Source organism: Paenibacillus sp. S150 (assembly GCF_019352175.1).
Classification (GTDB): Bacteria; Bacillota; Bacilli; order Paenibacillales; family Paenibacillaceae; genus Paenibacillus_AQ.
In genome coordinates, this window is sequence record NZ_JACBYI010000039.1 from 1 (window position 1) to 18,385 (window position 18,385).

17 protein-coding genes are annotated in these 18,385 nt (G+C 55.0%); 16 read left to right on the forward strand and 1 reads right to left on the reverse strand.

Annotated features, from left to right (window positions below; all coding sequences use genetic code 11):
* Window positions 1–1,000 precede the first annotated feature (1,000 nt).
* The 3 genes from amaP (at window position 1,001) to HYD27_RS24955 (ending at window position 2,280) form a co-directional block, all read left to right on the forward strand.
* Complete coding sequence (gene amaP, locus HYD27_RS24945) at window positions 1,001–1,543, forward strand: alkaline shock response membrane anchor protein AmaP (protein ID WP_219219696.1); 543 nt, start codon at window positions 1,001–1,003, stop codon at window positions 1,541–1,543.
* Between the two features lie 16 nt (window positions 1,544–1,559).
* The gene (locus tag HYD27_RS24950) at window positions 1,560–1,769 is read left to right on the forward strand and encodes a DUF2273 domain-containing protein (protein ID WP_219219698.1); all 210 of its coding nucleotides are present in this window, start codon (window positions 1,560–1,562) and stop codon (window positions 1,767–1,769) included.
* Window positions 1,770–1,833: 64 nt separating this feature from the next.
* On the forward strand, window positions 1,834–2,280 hold the full coding sequence (locus HYD27_RS24955) for an Asp23/Gls24 family envelope stress response protein (RefSeq protein ID WP_219219700.1): 447 nt from the start codon (window positions 1,834–1,836) through the stop codon (window positions 2,278–2,280).
* Window positions 2,281–2,439: 159 nt separating this feature from the next.
* Here the strand turns inward: HYD27_RS24955 and HYD27_RS24960 are convergent, their stop codons facing one another.
* Window positions 2,440–3,219, reverse strand: a complete 780-nt coding sequence (locus HYD27_RS24960) for an IclR family transcriptional regulator (protein WP_219219702.1) — start codon at window positions 3,217–3,219, stop codon at window positions 2,440–2,442.
* 375 nt (window positions 3,220–3,594) lie between these two features.
* Between HYD27_RS24960 and pxpB the strand changes: the two genes are divergently transcribed.
* The 13 genes from pxpB (at window position 3,595) to HYD27_RS25025 (ending at window position 18,349) form a co-directional block, all read left to right on the forward strand.
* Window positions 3,595–4,365 carry a 5-oxoprolinase subunit PxpB gene (gene pxpB / locus HYD27_RS24965; protein WP_219219704.1) on the forward strand — a complete coding sequence of 257 codons (771 nt, stop codon included), beginning with the start codon at window positions 3,595–3,597 and terminating at the stop codon, window positions 4,363–4,365.
* The gene (locus HYD27_RS24970) at window positions 4,362–5,360 is read left to right on the forward strand and encodes a 5-oxoprolinase subunit C family protein (protein WP_309242126.1); all 999 of its coding nucleotides are present in this window, start codon (window positions 4,362–4,364) and stop codon (window positions 5,358–5,360) included. Before pxpB ends, HYD27_RS24970 begins: the two co-directional genes overlap by 4 nt.
* A gap of 47 nt (window positions 5,361–5,407) precedes the next feature.
* Window positions 5,408–6,184 carry an ABC transporter ATP-binding protein gene (locus HYD27_RS24975; RefSeq protein ID WP_219219709.1) on the forward strand — a complete coding sequence of 259 codons (777 nt, stop codon included), beginning with the start codon at window positions 5,408–5,410 and terminating at the stop codon, window positions 6,182–6,184.
* Window positions 6,185–6,198: 14 nt separating this feature from the next.
* Window positions 6,199–7,002 (forward strand): ABC transporter permease, encoded by an 804-nt coding sequence (locus tag HYD27_RS24980; RefSeq protein WP_219219711.1) that lies wholly within the window; start codon window positions 6,199–6,201, stop codon window positions 7,000–7,002.
* 76 nt (window positions 7,003–7,078) lie between these two features.
* Window positions 7,079–8,137, forward strand: coding sequence for an ABC transporter substrate-binding protein (locus HYD27_RS24985; protein WP_219219713.1), 1,059 nt, complete (start codon window positions 7,079–7,081; stop codon window positions 8,135–8,137).
* A 20-nt stretch (window positions 8,138–8,157) separates the two neighbouring features.
* On the forward strand, window positions 8,158–9,591 hold the full coding sequence (locus HYD27_RS24990; RefSeq protein ID WP_219219715.1) for a UbiD family decarboxylase: 1,434 nt from the start codon (window positions 8,158–8,160) through the stop codon (window positions 9,589–9,591).
* Between the two features lie 447 nt (window positions 9,592–10,038).
* The gene (locus HYD27_RS24995) at window positions 10,039–10,818 is read left to right on the forward strand and encodes a LamB/YcsF family protein (RefSeq protein ID WP_219219717.1); all 780 of its coding nucleotides are present in this window, start codon (window positions 10,039–10,041) and stop codon (window positions 10,816–10,818) included.
* Between the two features lie 22 nt (window positions 10,819–10,840).
* Entirely contained in the window at window positions 10,841–12,547 is a 1,707-nt protein-coding gene (locus tag HYD27_RS25000) for an FAD-binding protein (RefSeq protein WP_219219719.1), read from the forward strand.
* Between the two features lie 718 nt (window positions 12,548–13,265).
* The gene (locus tag HYD27_RS25005; RefSeq protein WP_219219721.1) at window positions 13,266–13,577 is read left to right on the forward strand and encodes a 2Fe-2S iron-sulfur cluster-binding protein; all 312 of its coding nucleotides are present in this window, start codon (window positions 13,266–13,268) and stop codon (window positions 13,575–13,577) included.
* A gap of 207 nt (window positions 13,578–13,784) precedes the next feature.
* A complete protein-coding gene (locus HYD27_RS25010; protein ID WP_219219724.1) occupies window positions 13,785–14,624 on the forward strand; it encodes an FAD binding domain-containing protein in 840 nt (279 codons plus the stop codon).
* A gap of 30 nt (window positions 14,625–14,654) precedes the next feature.
* Window positions 14,655–15,614 carry a substrate-binding domain-containing protein gene (locus HYD27_RS25015; RefSeq protein ID WP_219219726.1) on the forward strand — a complete coding sequence of 320 codons (960 nt, stop codon included), beginning with the start codon at window positions 14,655–14,657 and terminating at the stop codon, window positions 15,612–15,614.
* Between the two features lie 21 nt (window positions 15,615–15,635).
* Window positions 15,636–16,121 (forward strand): (2Fe-2S)-binding protein, encoded by a 486-nt coding sequence (locus HYD27_RS25020; protein ID WP_309242127.1) that lies wholly within the window; start codon window positions 15,636–15,638, stop codon window positions 16,119–16,121.
* Window positions 16,118–18,349, forward strand: coding sequence for a xanthine dehydrogenase family protein molybdopterin-binding subunit (locus tag HYD27_RS25025; RefSeq protein ID WP_219219729.1), 2,232 nt, complete (start codon window positions 16,118–16,120; stop codon window positions 18,347–18,349). The genes HYD27_RS25020 and HYD27_RS25025 overlap by 4 nt, the downstream gene beginning before the upstream one ends.
* The last annotated feature ends 36 nt before the right edge of the window (window positions 18,350–18,385 follow it).

The window sequence follows — 18,385 nt, forward strand, 5'->3', positions numbered from 1 at the left end:
ACCCGGTGGTATCCAACCCACGAATAGCAGTGTGCAAGCCGACGACTGTATTTTTGTCCCGTGCCGAGCCGTTTAGCCCCTGTATGCAACGGTGTGCTTGACAGATTTGTTCATAGCAGAATTTATATGTTTCACGCTATACATTAACCTTATCTTTCCCGCTGAAACGGCTGCGCCGTCCTTAACCGGGCAGCGCAGCTGTTTGCATTTCAGGTGTAAGGCTGGCTGCTGAAGCCAGGCGGGAAGCCAAGTGAAAAAGGTCACTTCATATTCCCCCAGCTGCTTTTTCGCAAGGGTTAGCGGGAAAAAGGCTCCCTAATCGATCCGGCTCTCTCCCTTGCAGAGAAATTCGCCTACATTAAGATGGAACTTGAACTATTTATCCAAAGGGCAGCCATTTTAGTGGGAAAAAGGATAACTAATCCACCGTATTCGGATCCTGAATTATCCCTAGTGGGAAAAAGTACACCTAATTTGGCTGAATTCAGGCATATGGGGGAGCGGGCCTCCATTAGGTGTACAAAATCCCACTAAAAATCGTTAAAGCCAGAATTCCAGCCCATTAGTGTTACTTTTTACACTTCGCTTTCGTTTCCTATGAACCTCCTTGCGTTCCGTCAGCTTGTTGTTCAGGTTCGCCGGTTCCATTCATCCTGAATTCCGAAAGTGAATGGAACCAATGTAGAGCTATTTAGATGATTTGTGGATACTTACTTTCGAAATTCAGGTTTATATGTTTTACGCTATCAAGTATCCTTCTATTTTTGGAGAAACGAGTGCCGCCTCTTTCAGAGGACGGCGAAGCCGTTTCCACTTGTATGCTTTTTATGAGCAGGAAAATATAATTTGGTTCAAAAGTATATTTTTGTGGGTATATATAATAACAGGCGATAATGGATCGGAAATTAAAAGGCAAGGCACTTGAGTCGAACGGCGCGGGTGTCTTTTTTTTTTTGAGGGATTAATAATTCCATAAAAAAAGTATGAAAGAAGGTGGCATATGAATGGCTTCAACCGTTTGCTGCTGAGTGTAATTGGAATAACCGGACTCGTCAGCGTTATCATTCTCGCACTGGGTGTATATGATCTGCCGCATATCAGTCCATTGATTGAGAAGTGGCAGGAACAGCAGTGGTTTACCTATTCCATATTGTCAATTAGTGTGTTTTTAGGTCTCGCATTCCTTGTGCTTTTGTTCACAGGACTTTTCAGCCGTTCAAAGGGGAGCCGTTTATTCATCCGCAGCGGAGACGGAAGCATCACTATTTCCCGCGATACCATTGAGCATATGGCACTCGAAGCGCTGCGCGGTTTTCAGGGGATTCGCACTCCGCAGGTGTCTGCAGATATCCACTCCAGGAAAGAAACCGTTACGTTAACGGTCAATTGTTCGGTATTCGGCCAGACCGGCCTGCCCTCAATGGCGAAAGAGATGCAGCAGTGCGTCAGAAGCGCCGTGGAGTCTTTGCTTGAAATTCCCGTGACCAGTACAAAGGTGAATATCAGCGATGTGAAGTCTAAGGTGATTGAGCGTGTTGTTTAAGGGAGGCGCATTATAAATGAATGAAATCAGAAAGTGGCTTTACCCGTACCGGGGGCGAATCAGCGGACTTCTCCTTGGGCTTGCGACTGCTGTCTTTTACCTAACGATTGGATGGGGGCCGACGCTGTTGCTCCTCGTCTTCGCCTCGGTCGGCTTTTTGATCGGGAAGTGGCGTGACGGGTTATTGGATGTCAAGGGTTGGATTCGATTTATTGGAAGAGGCTGACCCGGATTCACCAACAGCTGAAGCTTCATAACAAATAAAATAGATTGACAAGGGAGAAATTTAAATGACAAATGTACAAGTTAACACAGCAGCCAAGCCAAACGGGACAGCACACGAAAACAAACTGACGTTCGAGAATCAAGTCATTAAAAAGATAGCCGGGCTTGCCTCGAACGAAATTGATGGCATTTTGTCAATGAGCGGCGGGTTTATGAGCGGACTGACCAATCTTCTTCGCAGCACAGAAGATATTACGAAAGGGATTGGCGCAGAGGTAGGAGAGCTTCAGGTTGCCATTGATTTGAAGGTTATCGTTGAATACGGCAAAAACGTTCCGGCAATTTTCCAGGATGCAGTCAGCAAAATCAAAAAAGCGATGTATGATATGACAGGTCTGGAAGTCGTCGAGGTCAATATGCATGTCGAAGATGTCATGACCCGGGCTGAATTTGAAGCGAAGAGCAAAACCGGCGGCAATGAATCCTCGCCTGAAGAACTCCGCGTGAAGTGAATTAACAATAGAGTGTTTTCGGAGTTCCTGCAGAGCACCTGCTGAAGCTTCAAAGCCAAAGCCCCACATTGTGGGGCTATTTGTGTTTTGACGCTGCATTGAGGCAGATGAAACAGAGTCTTTTGTGTATGCTTTCCCGAATGAAAAGGCAAACTGTCCCTAGTGCTGTATGTGGAGAGAAAGAGGAGCGGACCATCCCAGCTTGCGGGACACATTCTCTGCCGACTCCTGGAGCCTGCTGATTAATTCAGGCATATGCTCATCCCCAAACCGTACATCCAGTCCGGCAATGCTCAGTGCGGCGGCAATCTGGCCGTTGTGGTCGAAGATAGGCGCGCTCAGCTCGGCGGTATAGTTCTCCAGCTCGGACAGGCTGAAGCTGTAGCCGTTCTCCCTTGTCCATTCCAGTGCTTTCTGCAGCTTCTCCTTGCTGGTGATAGTGCCGGAGCCGATGGGAGCAAGCTCAATTTCATCCATATATTCCCGGCGCTCCTCCTCCGGCATGAAGGCGAGAATGATCCGGGAAGAGGCTCCGGCATACAGCGGGGCCTTGCGCCCGATTTTGGTGAACAGCCTGACCGGATGGTGGGTATCCAGCTTCTCAATATACCGGGACTCCCAGCCGTCTCTGATCACCAGGTGCACGGCTTCCCCGAGCTCATCCCGCAGCTTTTCCATCTCCGGCAGGGCCACGTGGCGGATATCCAGCCGTTCTGCCACCAGATTGCCAAACTGCAGGAACAAGAGACCCAGCGTGTAATAGCCGTCCTTGTTTTTATCCAGAAATCCCATGTCTTCCAGTGAGCCCAGCATTCTAAGGACCGAGGTTTTGGGGATGCCGGACAGCCGGACGATGTCATTTATATTTAATCTGGTTTCGGTTAAGAAGAGATTCAGAAGATCCATGGATCTTACAACGGTTTTGTTTTTATTTTGCACTTTGTTCCTCCTGCACTTTCTGTTCATTCATAGAATCCGGTATTTATAATACGGCAATACAAGTATACACCGAATAAAGCCGGGATTGAATCCTGCCCCGGCTGGTTTAAATACCTGACATTCAACAAAATACGACAAAATTTGAAAATAACCTTGATTTTTATTGAATACCAACTATAATGATCGTATATATAGGATATCAAAATTCGGTAAATGTAATCCGAAATTCGGAATTATTAGACATTATACCACACTAAAGGGATAAAGGCGGTGGAAGAAGAAAAATTTATTTCGAGAAATCCTGAAGCCGATTCCAGGAGGACATTCTATGAGGAACGGAAATGATGCAGACTGTCTGCGAAGTGATGGCTGCCGATGAGTGATGTTGTTGAAGTCAGGGGATTTGAACCCTTAGGCAAAGTAAAAATCGCCCCTTTGGGCGACTCGGGGGCTGCAGTGATCTTGGGGGATATCATCAGCACCGAAATCTACGGCCGGGTCCGGGCGTTGTCGGAATACCTGGAGCAGCACCCTTTTAAAGGAATGATCGAATATGTCCCTTCATTCTCTTCGGTCGCGGTATATTACGACGGGTTGGCTGTTCTTATGGAGCATGCCGGCAAGATCGCTCCGGGAAATGAGAACTATCCCTTTGCCGTAGTGGCTGAGATACTGGAGAACATCCTGCGTCAGGTAAAAGATGCTGCGGTCCGGCAGCCGCGGATTGTGAATATCCCGGTATGCTATGGCGGAGAGGGTGGCCCGGATCTGGATTATGTCGCGGAGCATAACGGGCTGACTCCGCAGGAAGTGATAGACATTCACACTTCCGCCGACTATCTCGTATATATGCTGGGCTTTGCTCCCGGCTTTGCGTACCTGGGCGGACTGCCGGAGAGAATTGCCACACCGCGGCGGCAAACCCCGAGGGTGGTCATCCCATCCGGAACGGTGGGGATTGCCGGTGACCAGACCGGCGTATATCCGATTGAAACGCCAGGCGGCTGGCAGCTTATCGGCAAGACGCCAAAAGCGTTGTTCCTGCCGGAGTGCATGCCGCCGACACTGCTGCAGGCCGGGGACATTGTACGCTTCTACCCGATCACCCTCCGTGAATTCGGAAAATGGGGGGAAGAAGAGCGGTGAGTCTGTTAATTACGAAGCCGGGCCTGCTCTCAACCATCCAGGATTTGGGCAGGTTCGGAACCCAAAAATACGGTGTAATCGCCAGCGGAGCGATGGACAGCTTTGCTCTGCGTATGGCTAATTTGTTAGTCGGGAACACAGAGAAGGAGGCCGGCCTGGAAATTACCATGCTGGGTCCGGATTTGACCTTTGACAGCCCGGCGGTGATCTCGGTCTGCGGCGGTGATCTCTCCCCTATGCTGGATGAAATTCCGGTTCCGCTCTGGCGAACCGTGTATGCGCCCAAGGGAAGCCGCCTGCATTTCGGACGGCTGCGGAGCGGCTGCCGCGCTTATCTGGCGGTCGCAGGCGGGCTTGATGTCCCGCTGCAAATGAACAGCCGTTCCACTTATTTGCGCGCCGGTATTGGAGGACACCAGGGCAGAGCCCTCCGGGCAGGCGATGTGCTGCCCGCAGGAGCATTATCCAGCCGGAGCCGCCGTCTGGCCGACAGGCTGACTGGAAGAGCAGGATCAGGAGCCGCGGCGGCCAGCAGCTGGTTCGTTGCCCCCGAGCTGCTTCCTGCCTATTCCGGCGAGCCCGTCATACGGGTGACGGAAGGCGAGGAATATCATTTGTTTGAAGGCGGCAGCCTGCACACCTTCTTGAATGAGCCCTTCACGGTACTGACGCAATCCGACCGCATGGGCTACCGCCTTTCCGGCGGCACTCTCAGGCTTGCGGAAGAGAAGGAGATGATTTCCTCCGCAGTGACCTTCGGAACGATTCAGGTACCTGCGGGGGGGAATCCGATTGTACTGATGGCTGACCGGCAAACCACCGGAGGCTATCCGAAGCTGGCTCAGGTAATTTCAGTGGATTTGCCGCTGCTCGCACAGGTTAATCTGGGAGGCGCCGTCCGCTTCAGCTGCGTTTCCCTGCGGGAAGCGCAGGAGCTGAATATACTCCGTGAGCTGGAGATAAGCAGGCTGCGCAGTGCGCTGAGCCAGCTGTAGAAAGGATGGCAGCAAAAACATAACGGTAGGAAGAAAGGAGTGATTGCATGGAGAAGATCAACCCGCCGAAGCTTCTGATCGATGATCTGAAGGTAGAGTATTATACCAAGGAGCAGCACACCGTTGCCCTGGAGCATGTCCGTCTGACGGTAGAGGATGGCGAATTTGTATCGGTGGTCGGACCCAGCGGCTGCGGGAAATCCACACTGCTCAAGGTCGTATCCGGCCTGCTCGAGCCGGCTGAAGGCGGTGCTTATATCGACGGAAAGAAGGTTCAAGGCGTTCCTGACCAGGTGGGCATGGTCTTCCAGAATGATGCGCTGCTGCCGTGGAAAACAGTTGTCGATAATGTGCGGCTGCCCCTGGAAATCAAGGGCTTGTCCAGACAGGAGCAGCTTCGGGAGGCAGAGCGCCTGCTGCAGATGGTCGGCCTGGACGGCTTTGGACAATATTATCCGAAGCAGCTCTCCGGAGGCATGCGGAAAAGAGTTGCGCTGGCCCGCACCTTTGCCTATGATCCCGATATTTATCTGATGGACGAGCCGTTTGGTCCTCTGGATGCCCAGACCCGGGTGAAGATCGGTGAAGAGTTCCTGAAAATCTGGGAGCGTGTCGGCAAAAGCGTACTGTTCATCACCCATGATATCGAAGAGGCGATTGCCTTATCGGACCGGGTAATTGTAATGTCCGCGCGTCCGGGAAGGATCAAAGCGGATTTTAAAATCAATCTCGAACGCCCCCGGCCTTTTTACGATATCCGGTTTGACCCGGTGTTCAAGGAGCTGCAGAAGGAAATCTGGTTGCAAATGGCTGATGGAAGCTAGGAAGGAGACAAGGAATGGCAGAGAAATCAAAGAGCATTATTTCCCGCAGCCCTTCATCCAGGCGTCAGCGGCCCAGCCAGGCTACCATCTGGATTGGCAGAATCGTGGTGTTCCTTCTGACAGTAGGCCTCTGGGAGCTGTTATCGGGCAGAGCCTTCAATTCTTTCTGGGTGAGCAAGCCCTCCTTAATCCTGAAACGGATCTACGATATGCTTGTGGACGGCGACCTCTGGTTCCATATGAGCGTCACGCTGCAGGAAGCGGTGGTCGGTCTGCTGATCGGTATGGTCGCCGGTACGCTGCTGGGGATTGTGCTTGCCTTCAGCGGAGTTGTTGAGAAATGGATTTACCCGTATATTATGGCGCTGTACAGTCTTCCGCGCGTATCGCTTGCCCCGCTGTTTATCGTCTGGTTCGGCATCGGCATGTCCTCCAAAATTCTGATGGTGGTGGCGATGGTCATCTTTGTGGCTTTCTACAATGCCTATGAGGGAATCCGCAATATCGACAGGGACCTGATGGACATGATGAGCACCTTCAAAGGGAAATGGACCCATAAGCTGCGGTGGGTGGTGCTGCCGTCCATTACAGTCTGGATTCTGACCAGTCTCCGGCTGAACATCGGCATGGCGCTGATTGGTTCGGTCATTGCCGAATTGGTCGGCTCGAACCGGGGACTCGGCTATTATATTACTTATTCGTCGAGCATGCTGGACACCACAGGCATCTTCACCGGTCTGGTGCTGATTATGCTCATTGCCGTGGTTCTGGAGCAAATCGTTATTCAGTTGGAACGCCGTCTGTTGAAATACCGTTAGACTCCGCTGCGATTTCTTATACAGGGCCTTGGGCGGAGCAGGAAAACCAAATAAATATTACTTGGGAGGAATCACTGTGAAAAAAACAAAAACGATGACTGCTGCACTGCTTATTCTGATGATCATGGTGCTCAGCGCCTGCGGCGGGAACAACGCTCCGGCGAATAATGCCGCGGCAACGGATTCTCCGGCAACCACTGCCCCTGCGGAAACCGCAAATGCGGGCAGCGGCGGGGAAAGCACGGATGCGCCGCAGGAAGAGGTTACAATCCGTCTCGGTCTGGTCGGCGGCGGAATGACTCCGATTATCTCGCAGATCGGCATCAACGACGGCTCTTTTGAACAGGCCGGGATCAAGATTGAAATGCAGAGCTTCAACTCGGGCGCCGATATGGTTCAGGCGCTGGTCGGGGGCAGCCTTGATGTTGTGCTCGGCTCCTACGAGCATGTCTTGAGACAGCAGAAGAACGGCCTGGGCGTGAAGGCTTACGGAGAAATATACAATGGCGTAGGGTACACCCTGCTGGTCAAAAAGGATTCCGAGTATCAAACGCTTGAGGACTTAAAGGGAGCCACGCTTGCCGTAACCAAGGTGGGAAGCCTCTCGGATACCGGGCTGCGCGAGGGTCTGAAGGAAGCGAACATTGACCCTGAGAAAGAAGTGCAGATCATCAACGGCGGCAGCGGAGCCACAATGCTGGCTGCAATCGAGAGCGGCAAGGTCGCCGGGGGCATGGTCTCGGAGCCGAATATTTCGCAAATGCTGGCTACCGGGGATTACCGGGTGCTGTATGATCCGCCGTTTGACTACGCCGGGATCATCATTATGGCGAAAACCGACTGGGTAGGCAAAAATGAGGATGCCATGCGCCGTTTCCTGGCTGTTAACAACGAGATCAACGAGCGGGCACAGGCAGACCCGGCCAGTGCGGTAACCGCCATGCTGAAGGAATTCGATCAGGTACCGCAGGAGGTTATGGAATCCGCAGTCAAGAACCAGCTGGCCAAGGTTCCGGCCGGTCTGGTCCTGAGTGAAGAGGGCGCAGCGATTGTGCAGAAGACACAGCTCGACCAGGGAATTCTTACGGAAGAGATTCCTTTTGACCAGACTGTCGATTTGTCCTTACTCCCATAAAGAAAGGATGTGTGCGATTTATGGCAAAGGATTTAAGAACCTATCTTCATCAGCTGACAGAGGCGGATGCGCAGAGCGTCAGACTGGTGGATACGGAAGTGGACCCGCGCTTTGGAATTACCGCATATGCCTCGGCGCTGGCTGAGAAGGGAGACTACTCCGCGCTTCTGTTCAATCAGGTGAAGGGCTCGGAGCTGGCCTGCATTTCCAATCTGCTTACATCCTACGACCGGATCGCCGTCTACCTGGACTGTGAAGTGCAGGACATTCCCCGGGTGTACGGCGAAAAGCTGGAGCAGCCGATTGCGCCCGTGGTCATTGACCGTTCGAAGGCCAAGGTGAAGGAGACGGTCATTGAGGAAAAGGATGTGGACCTCGGAAAGCTGCCGATTCCTGTGCATAACGAAATGGACGGAGGTCCGTACCTTTCCGCCGGCGTCATGATTATCCGCGACCCGGATACCGGGCTGATCAATGCCGGGATATACCGTCATCAGATTTTTAACGAGCGCGATATGGGCGTCTGGTTCCTCGGCGCGCATCATGGCGGATTAATCTATAAGAAATATAAAAAGCAGGGGAAGCCTGCGCCGGTTGCCATTGCCATCGGCCACCATCCCGGTTTCGTTATGGGCGCCGTTTCCCGTGTGCAGGGCATCGGCGGGGAATATGAAGCCGCTGGCGCTCTGATGGGCGAAGCGCTGGAGCTGGTGCAGGCGGAAACCTCCGATCTGCTCGTTCCGGCCCATGCCGAGTTTATCCTGGAAGGCGAGATTCTTGCCGATGAGGACCACCCCGAAGGGCCGTTCGGCGAATGGCCCGGCCACTATCTGGGCGGCGGCTCCGTTCCGATCATCCGCATTACCCGGATCACCCACCGTAAAAATGCCATTTTTCAGGACATTGTCGCTTCCAGCCGAGAGCATCTCGTCGTTGGCGGAGTTCCGCGCTCGGGAAGCATTTATCAGACGGTTAAAGAGGTGGTCCCAAGCCTGAAGACGGTCAATGTTCCATTCTACAGCCGGATGAACTGCTATATCTCGCTTCATAAAGAGCGGGACGCGGATGTGAAGAAGGCGGCCTTCGCCGCACTGAACACCGAACCCGAGAATCTGCGGCATATCGTGGTTGTCGATGAGGATATTGATGTGTTCAACGGCGAGGAAGTGGCCTGGGCGATCGGTACGCGCTTTGACGCGGAGCGCGATCTGCTGGTCATTCCCCAATGGAATGGCCCCGGCGGCCTGCTGCCTACCAACTGGGACTATAACAAGGAGGGCAAGAACACTCCGCGAATGTCCAGTGCGGTTATTGTGGATGCCACCAAGCCGGCACCGCCGGTCATGTTCCCCAAACGCGCGGTGGTTCCCCGGGACCATGTGGACCTCGCCGACCTGCAGGCGCTGCGTGATCTGAATGCAGACGAGAAGAACCGGTGGCTTGAGAAGCCATAATAGGAGATATATGGCCTCAGACTGCGGAAGAACGCCTCCGCGGTTTGAGGCCGCCCTGTTCTTCCGGGAGCAGGGGAAGCCGCCTTATGAATTAAGCCGGTAAGGCTGAGGGCTCGTGGAGGCATTCAGGCTCTGCAGAGAGCTGAAGCTGAGCGGAAAAAGTAAAACTATATAGATTGAACCTGATATCTGTAGCATTTTGTCCGATATCCGTTGAGGATCAGCCGCATGACTGTACTTTGTGCAGCAGCATCAGTTTTTCGGCTGATTTAGGGGTGATCTGCTGCAGAAAATGCAACAGGCACACGCCCGCCCGGGATTTATTTGAAGGAGTTTCAGATTGGCTGAAGGAGTTTTAAACCGGCATACAGCTTGACAGACCCTGAATTTTTCGGGTCCCTTATATAATCCCAATATTATTTCTTGCAGGCAGGAGGCATGTATTAGATGAAGGTTGTAGATCTGAACTGTGATATGGGTGAGAGCTTCGGCGCTTATAAGCTGGGAAGTGATGGGGAAGTATTGGAATATGTAACCTCGGCGAACATCGCCTGCGGATTTCACGCCGGTGATCCGGCGACGATGCGGCGCACGGTACGGCTTGCGCTTGAGCATAAGGTAGCCATCGGCGCGCATCCTGGACTTCAGGATCTGACCGGCTTTGGCCGCAGGGATATGGACATTTCACCGGAAGAAGCGTATGACATTACGGTCTATCAAATCGGCTCCCTATGGGGCTTCGTTCGTTCGGAGGGCGCTGTGCTGCAGCATGTCAAGGCGCACGGGTCTTTGTACAATATGGCCGCCCGCAGCGCCCCCCTGGCCGAAGCCATTGCTGAAGCGGTGTACCGGGTAGAGCCGGAGCTTATTCTGTTTGGACTCGCCGGAAGTGAGCTGGTCAAGGCCGGACAGAAGATAGGACTGCGGACGGCGAGTGAGGTTTTCTCCGACCGCACCTATCAGCCGGATGGCTCGCTAACCTCCAGAAGACTGCCGGATTCAGTGATTACCGATGAGCAGCAGTCGATCAGACAGGTCATCCGGATGGTGACCGAAGGCAAGGTTCTCGCCGCCGGGCAAGCGGATATCGCTATTCAGGCGGATACCATCTGTATTCATGGCGATGGCATCCATGCGGTGGAATTCGCTGCGAAAATCAACAGCTCGCTCAAGGCAGACGGGGTGGCAGTCCAGCCGATAGGCGTTACACTGGCCGGGAGAGGCTGACGAAGAGAGGAGGAAGCAACCCATGGAAGCATTGCATTTACAGACCGATGTGCTGGTCATCGGCTCCGGGGCAGCCGGATTGATGGCGGCAAGGGCCGCCGCTGATGAAGGGGCAGAGGTTGTTCTGGCCGACAAAAGCCTGATCAGCCGGGGCGGTGCTACGATTCTGGCGCAGATGACTGTAGCCGTGGCACTGGGAGAAGCGGAAGAGGATAATCCGGACATCCACTTCAAGGATACGATGGAGGGCAGCCGCGGGATGGCAGATCCGGCTATTGTGCGGGCCATTGTGGAGAGAGGGCCGGAAGTGATTCTGGAGGCTGAGGGCTATGGCGTCCGGTGGGCAAGAACCGCCGACGGCAAGCGTTCACAGGCTTTTGCTCCCGGGCATTCCAAGGCCCGCTGCGTCTATGTGGATATTCTGAATACCGGCGGAGCCACAGCCGGTGGATTGAAGAAGGCGATCTGGAAGGAGCCGAAGATCAAGCGGCTGAAGAATATGATGATTACCAAAATCGTGGTGGAAGAAGGCCGCGCGGTCGGTGCGGTCGGTTTCGAAATGGAAGCCTTCCGGCCGGTCAGCATCGCCGCGGGTTCCGTAATACTCGCGACCGGAGGGCTGACCGAGGTGTATGAGCGGAACAGCGCTTCCGCCAATATGACAGGGGACGGCTTTGTGCTGGCTGCGGAGGCAGGCGCCGAGGTGAGAGACATGGAGATGGTGCAGTTTTTCCCCATTGCCCATTTGTTCCCGCCTCTGGTGGGGATTGATCCGATTATGTGGGACCCTTTCCGCTATAAGCTGGGAGGACGGCTGCTTAACGGCCAGCATGAAGAGTTCATGGATAAGTACAACGGAGAAGTAGCCGGAAAATATACGGCGGCGCGCGACCAGACCACACTCGCGATCTTCCGCGAGGTCGAAGCGGGACGCGGCACACCGCATGGCGGAGCTTACCTTGACTTCCGCATGGTGCCTGAGGACAAGCTGAAGGAAGCCTTCGGACCCGTGATCGGCATTCTGCGCAATCAGGGCGTTGATCTGACCAAGGATATGGTTGAAGTGGCCCCGATGGCGCATTTCATGCTGGGCGGCGTCCGGGTGGACGACGGCATGAGAACCCGGGTTCCGGGCCTGCTGGCTGCGGGCGAGCTCATCTACGGCATGCACGGGGCCAACCGCCTGTCGGGCAATGCCATCACGGAAGCGCTCGTTACCGGGCGCATTGCCGGCGAGACTGCGGGAAGGGCTAAGGAGGCTGGGGATGGATCGGCAGTCATAAAGGCTCTTGACGCCGAGCTTGAACGTCTGGAGCAATTCTGGCATCCGCAGCCGGTAGACCGGGATACCGCGTCTCTGCAGACCTTCAAGCGGAAAATCCAGCAGGTAATGTGGAGGGGGGCGGGTCCGCTTCGTACAGAAAGCGGCCTCACCGCCGCCTTGGAGGAGATCCGGGCGCTGCGCGGAGAACTGGACAGCATCTCTCTTTCCAGGCAGAGCTTGTTTGCCCTGACGCTGATCGAGAAGCTGGAGGCGGACAATCTGCTGAAAATCAGCGAAGCGATTATTATCGGCGCGTTGGAAAGAAAGGAATCGCGGGGCGCCCATGTGCGGCTGGACTACGAGCCCTCCCTTGAGGTGCCGGTCAGCTCCAGCTTCTCTATGGATGACGCAGGAGCGTGGAAGATAGAGCTTATTCAGCTGCCGTCCACGCTGCAGGGAAAGTAAGGAGAGCTAATGAGGCTGTTGGCTGCGTGCAGGGAAAGTAAATAGAAGCTAATGCGGCTGTCGGCTGGGGGCAGGGAAAGTCAAGAGAAGCTAATGCGGCTGTCGGCTGGGGGCAGGGAAAGTAAATAGAAGCTAATGAGGCTGTTGGCTGGGGGCAGGGAAAGTAAATAGAAGCTAATGAGGCTATCGGCTGGGAGCAGGGAAAGTAAATAGAAGCTAATGAGGCTGTCGGCTGGGGGCAGGGAAGTGAAGAGCTAATGAGGCTGTCGGCTGCGTGCAGAAAAGGTAGCCTGGCATCCTTGGATTAGCGGAATGTAGGGTTATGGTGGTCTGCGCCAGCTTTAGGTCCAAGTGAAGTGGAAAAAGTACAACTAAAGTGTACCGGTTGGCGTTCCATAAGCAAATAGTGGGAAAAAGTATACTTAAATCGCACCAAAATCAGGGTGTTGGGCGAAGTGAAGGTTATTAGGTTTACTTTTTCCACTTAAATACTGGAAAGCTGCAAAAACGTGCAAATTAGTTTGCCATCTTCCACTTAATTCTCTGTTGCTACAGGGTGGATTAAATGCAGCTGCGAGGCGGAACTTAAACTGTGTGAAAACACGTTCTGCCTGAGAAACGGATGGGCAAAGCGACTTTTCGCCTTCAATTGCGAGCTGCGGTTGAAGCCCGGAACAGTGATATTTTGAGCTTAGTTAAGATGGGAGGAGAGTCATTAATGTCTACGGTTACGTTGAATGTTGTGCGTGGCGACGCTGGGAGCGGGACTGTCCTGGTCCCTTATGAGGTACCCTACAGAGATGGAATGAGCCTCTTGGACGCGGTGTTCTGGATCAGGGAGCATAAAGATCCTTCCTTTTCCGTGAGATATTCCTGCCGCTCGGCCAATGCCTGCAAGGAATGCTCCGCCATTGTTGACGGCAAGGCCGGCTTTCTGTGCAGCATCCGCGCGGTCGAGAACAGCGAGGTCAAGATTGAGCCGCTGACCGGCCGTCCCTGGATCAAGGATCTCGCCACTGCGCTGGAGTAGAGCACAGCTCCGCAAAACTGGCGTATGCTTCCAAAATGATTATTGGGAGTATATTCCAATAAAATTGGCGTATGCCTGCCAAGCAAATTTTGTTCGGGGCGAAGACAAGCAGCATGCTAACAAAACTTGGGTGTATGCTTCCAAAGCGAGTTTTGCACGAAGTGAAGACAGATAGAGTAAGCTCACCAAACTTTTAGGAGGTCCGCTATGGCTTGGTTACGGCCCGGCAGCTTGCCGGAAGCGCTTGAGCTGCTGCAGGAGCAGCAGCCCCGCCCAGTCTGCGGGGGGACGGATCTGTTCGTAGGCGGACAGGTCAAGCAGACGGCACCGGTAAATATGGACTGGCTGGACCTGCGGGGAATCCCGGAGCTGCATAAGGTCAGCCTCACAGAAGAAGGGCTGGAGATCGGCGCAGGCATCACTGCGGCGGAGATCTGGGGTGACGAAGCCTTCGGCATTGTTCCCGCGCTGCAGCAGGCGGCGCGGATTGTTGGCGGCTGGCAAATCCAGAACCGGGCTTCGCTGGGGGGCAATGTCGCCAATGCCTCCCCGGCGGCCGATATGGTTGTGCCGCTGGTGGCATACCGTGCGGAGGTGCGGCTGAGCGGTCCAGCCGGAACCCGGGGCGTGCCGGTGGCGGAGTTCATCCAGGGCCCCAAGCTTACAGGGCTTCAGCCGGGAGAGCTGATTGTCTCTTTGTTCATTCCGCAGCGGATGCTTGGCGTGCGCCAGATCTTTCTCCGGCATGACCAGCGGGCGGCGACAGACATCTCCATTGTTTCGGTAGCGCTGGTTCTTGCCGGCACGGGAAAAGAGGTGGATTGGGCTTCCGCAGCGGTGGGAGCAGCGGCTCCCAAAGCTTTTACGCTGAGCGAGGAGGAGGAGCTGCTGTGGAGAGGCGGCCTCAATGACAGCAAGCTGCAGCAGCTTGCCGAACTCTATGAACAGCGGAGCTCCCCGATTTCGGATATCAGGGCCAGTGCGGCCTACAGGCGGTCATTGGTCAATACTTATATTAAACGTGCAGCCCATACCTTGATTGGATAGCCTGCAGGTTACAGTGGAGGGGATAGAGATATGCCGGATACCAGACTTACGATAGCAATGTCCGAGAGTGACCGGACAGCCAAGCTGCTTGCAGGCAGCCGCCGTCTTCCCGGATTTCAGCTGGAGGCCCAGCAGGCCTCCATTGAAGAGATTTTTGTGAAGCAAATTTCAGAAGCGGCTTATGATGTGTCGGAGCTGTCGCTGGCCTCGTATCTGATCGCCAAAGGAGGCGGGGATACGAGGCTGACGGCCATTCCCGTATTTCTGTCCCGTTCGTTCCGGCATAATGCGATATATGTGCGTTCGGACAGCCCGTACCGGCATCCTTCGGAGCTGAAGGGCCGCCGTTTCGGATTCCCGGAATACCAAATGACTGCGGCAGTCTGGGTAAGAGGGATGTTCCGGGAGGAATGGGGCATCGGCCAGGAGGACATGCAGTGGTTCACCTTCCGGCCCGAACGTGTGCCGGTGAAGATTCCTGCGGTTTTGACCGAAGGGGATATCTTTGCGGCTTTGGCAGACGGCAGAGTGGATGCTGTCATGTCTGCCCGCCGTCCTCCGGCGAATCTCTTTCCGTCCTCTGGAGAGGGCGGAGTGATCCGCCGGCTGATTCCCGATGTATGGAATGCCGAACGTGAGTATTACGGGCGTACCAAGCTGTTTCCGATTATGCACCTGGTATCGCTTAAGCAGGATACGGCAGAGACTTATCCGGAGCTGCCGGTCCGCCTGTATGATCTGCTGCTGGACATTAAGGACGAAGGCATCGCCGGGCTGCTTGAAACGATCAAGAACCAAACCTCAGATCCGTGGGTTTGGGAATCTGCAGAGCGTTCCTCCGGTCTTATGGCTGGCGGTATCTGGCCGTATGGGATCAGCAAGAATTGGAGTCAAATCCAAAAATTCATGACCTATCTGCGGGAGGATGGTCTGCTTGCGCGCGAGCTTGCCTTAGAGGAAGTATTTCATCCGTCCGTATTGAACACATAACGGTAAGGAGGCGCGATCAAAGTGAAGGCAGAACAAGACCGCCTGATCCAATTAACGATCAACGGCAGAGAACGGTCATGGGCGGGGGATGAGGCGGCCTCACTCGCAGATGTCATCCGTGAAGGACAAGGTCTGACCGGAACCAAAATAGGCTGCCGGACCGGAGAGTGCGGTGCCTGCACCGTACTGCTGGACGGGCAGCCGGTAGTGTCCTGCCTGGTCCCCGCCGGCTCGGCTCAGGGACAGAGCATAGAGACCATTGAAGGCTTGTCACAGCGTGAAGAGTTCCAAACCCTGGCCGGGCTGATGCTTGAGGAGGGCGGAGTCCAATGCGGGTTCTGCACTCCCGGCGTCATGGTCACGGTATGGGCTTATCTGCAGAATCCGGCCCTGTTCGGAGGGGATGCCGGTGCGGCGCTGAAGAACAATCTCTGCCGCTGCACCGGGTATCTGGGCATTATTACTGCGGCAGAGCGGGTTATTGCGCTGAGAGGCGGGAGACCATGAGAGACAACAAGACCAAATCACCGCTGGACCTGCAATCGAAGCTGGAAGGGCAGACGCGTTATGTGCATGATATGAATCTGCCCGGGCAGCTGGTAGGGGCAATATACCGCAGTCCCTATGCCCATGCCCGGATTACAAGACTGGATGTGGAGCGCGCCCGGGAAGTGGAAGGTGTAGTTGCCGTCATTACCGCAGCGGATGTCCCCGAGCATCAATACGGACCTACCAAGTTCAAGGATTGGAACATTCTGGCGAAGGACCGGGTCTTGTTCATCGGGGACGAGATCGCGGCGGTGGCTGCCGAGACGAAAGAGGCCGCCGCCAAGGCGCTGGCGCTGATCGAGGCCGACTTCGAGCCGCTGCCCGGCGTATTCGATCCTGAAGCGGCCATGGCCCCGGATGCCCCGGCGCTTCATGAGGATGCGGAGCTGAACCGGCCTATGCATATTGAACTGGAGCGCGGAGATGTGGAGCGGGGGAAACGTGAGGCTGTTGTTGTCAAAGGCGGGCGCTACCGCTCCAACCGGATATATCAGGGCCACCTGGAGCCGATCGGAGCCATTGCCAGCTGGTCCGATGAAGAAGGCATTACCATCTGGGCCCCTTCGCATATCCCCTACCGGGCCAGAGAAACCTATGCAGCCGGCTTCGGCTTGCCTGAGGATAAGGTGCGGATTATCGTTCCCCCCATCGGCGGATCGTTCGGCTCCAAGTATGTGCTGAAGGTGCATGTCATCGCCGCTGCGCTGGCCATGGCCGCCCGCCGTCCGGTCAAAATCGTCATGGACCGCTATGAGGATATGATTACGGCGCATCCCCGCGTGCCGCTTATCTTTGATATTGAAATCGGTGCGGACCGGGACGGCAACTTTGTCTACAAAGAGCTGGCTGTCTATGCCGATGCCGGTGCAAGAGTGTACTGGAGTCCCAATGTAATCTCCACGGCCTGCACCCGGCCGGATAATATCTACCATTTCCGCAACGTGAGGTCGGAGGGCCATTTATGCTACAGCAACAACAGTCCGACGACCTGCATGCGCGGCTTCGGAAATGCCGAAATGCTCTTTGCTGTGGAGAGCGTGATTGATGAAATTGCCCTTGAGCTGAACATGGACCCGGCGCAGCTGCGCCTGAATAATATCGTCCATCAAGGCGACACCACTATCCACGGGTACGAGCTGGATACCTGCGAGCTGGAGCAGTGCATTGAGAAGGTGAAGGAGCTGTCCGGCTGGTCGAGAAGGAACGAGCTTCCGCAGTACAGGGGGCTCGGACTTGCGGTAGCGAACCATGTCTCCGGCTTTCGGGCCATTGACCCCCGGTTCGACGGCTCTACGTCGGTAGTCCGGCTCAAGAGCGACGGAACACTGGAGGTGGAGACAGGGGAGATTGAGCTGGGCCAAGGCATGTCCCTGACGTATGCGCGGATTGCCAGCCGCACACTCGGAATTGCGGAAAGCGGGGTGCTGGTGAAATCCGGCGATACCGGCCGTTATCCGTATGGGCTGGGCACGCTGGCTTCACGAAGTACGGTAATGGGGGGCAATGCCGTCCGGATGGCTGCCGGGTCCATCCGGCGGGTGATACTGGAGCTTGCGGCGGAGGTTCTGGGTGAAGGGGTGCAGTGGCAGGAAGGTACCCTTATTCATGAAGGACGGTCATATTCATTGTCTGATGCCTCAGCCTGGTACCGTGCCAGACATGCCGGTGAAGAGCTGGAGATCAAGGAGACCTATGTTCCGGATACCGTGCTGCCGGATGCAACCTATTATGGGCATCCCTCCCCCAACTATCCATTTGCGGCACATGTTGCCGAAGTGGAAGTGGACCCGGATACGGGACGGACCCGGGTAGTGGGCTACTGGGCCGTACATGACTCTGGCACCATCATTCACGAGACGATGGCCAAGGGCCAGGTGTTTGGAGCGGTCGCCCAGGGGATCGGCTGGGTAACGATGGAGGATTTCGTGGTCAAAGAGGGGCGCGTAATGAATCCCTCCCTGATGGACTACCGGATGCCGGGTGCGAAGGATATCCCGCAAATCGAGGTAGCTTTTATCCAGGAAGCCGATCCCCACGGCCCTATGGGCGCCAAATCGATTGGCGAGGTTGCGCTTGATCCTGTACCCGGCGCGATTGCCAATGCTATTGCCCATGCCACAGGCAAGCGCGGCTATGATCTTCCGCTGTCGGCGGAGCGGGTCTGGAGAATGCTGCATCCGGAATAAGAAGCATTGCGGGGCAAGGCTATAAAAAATATGCTG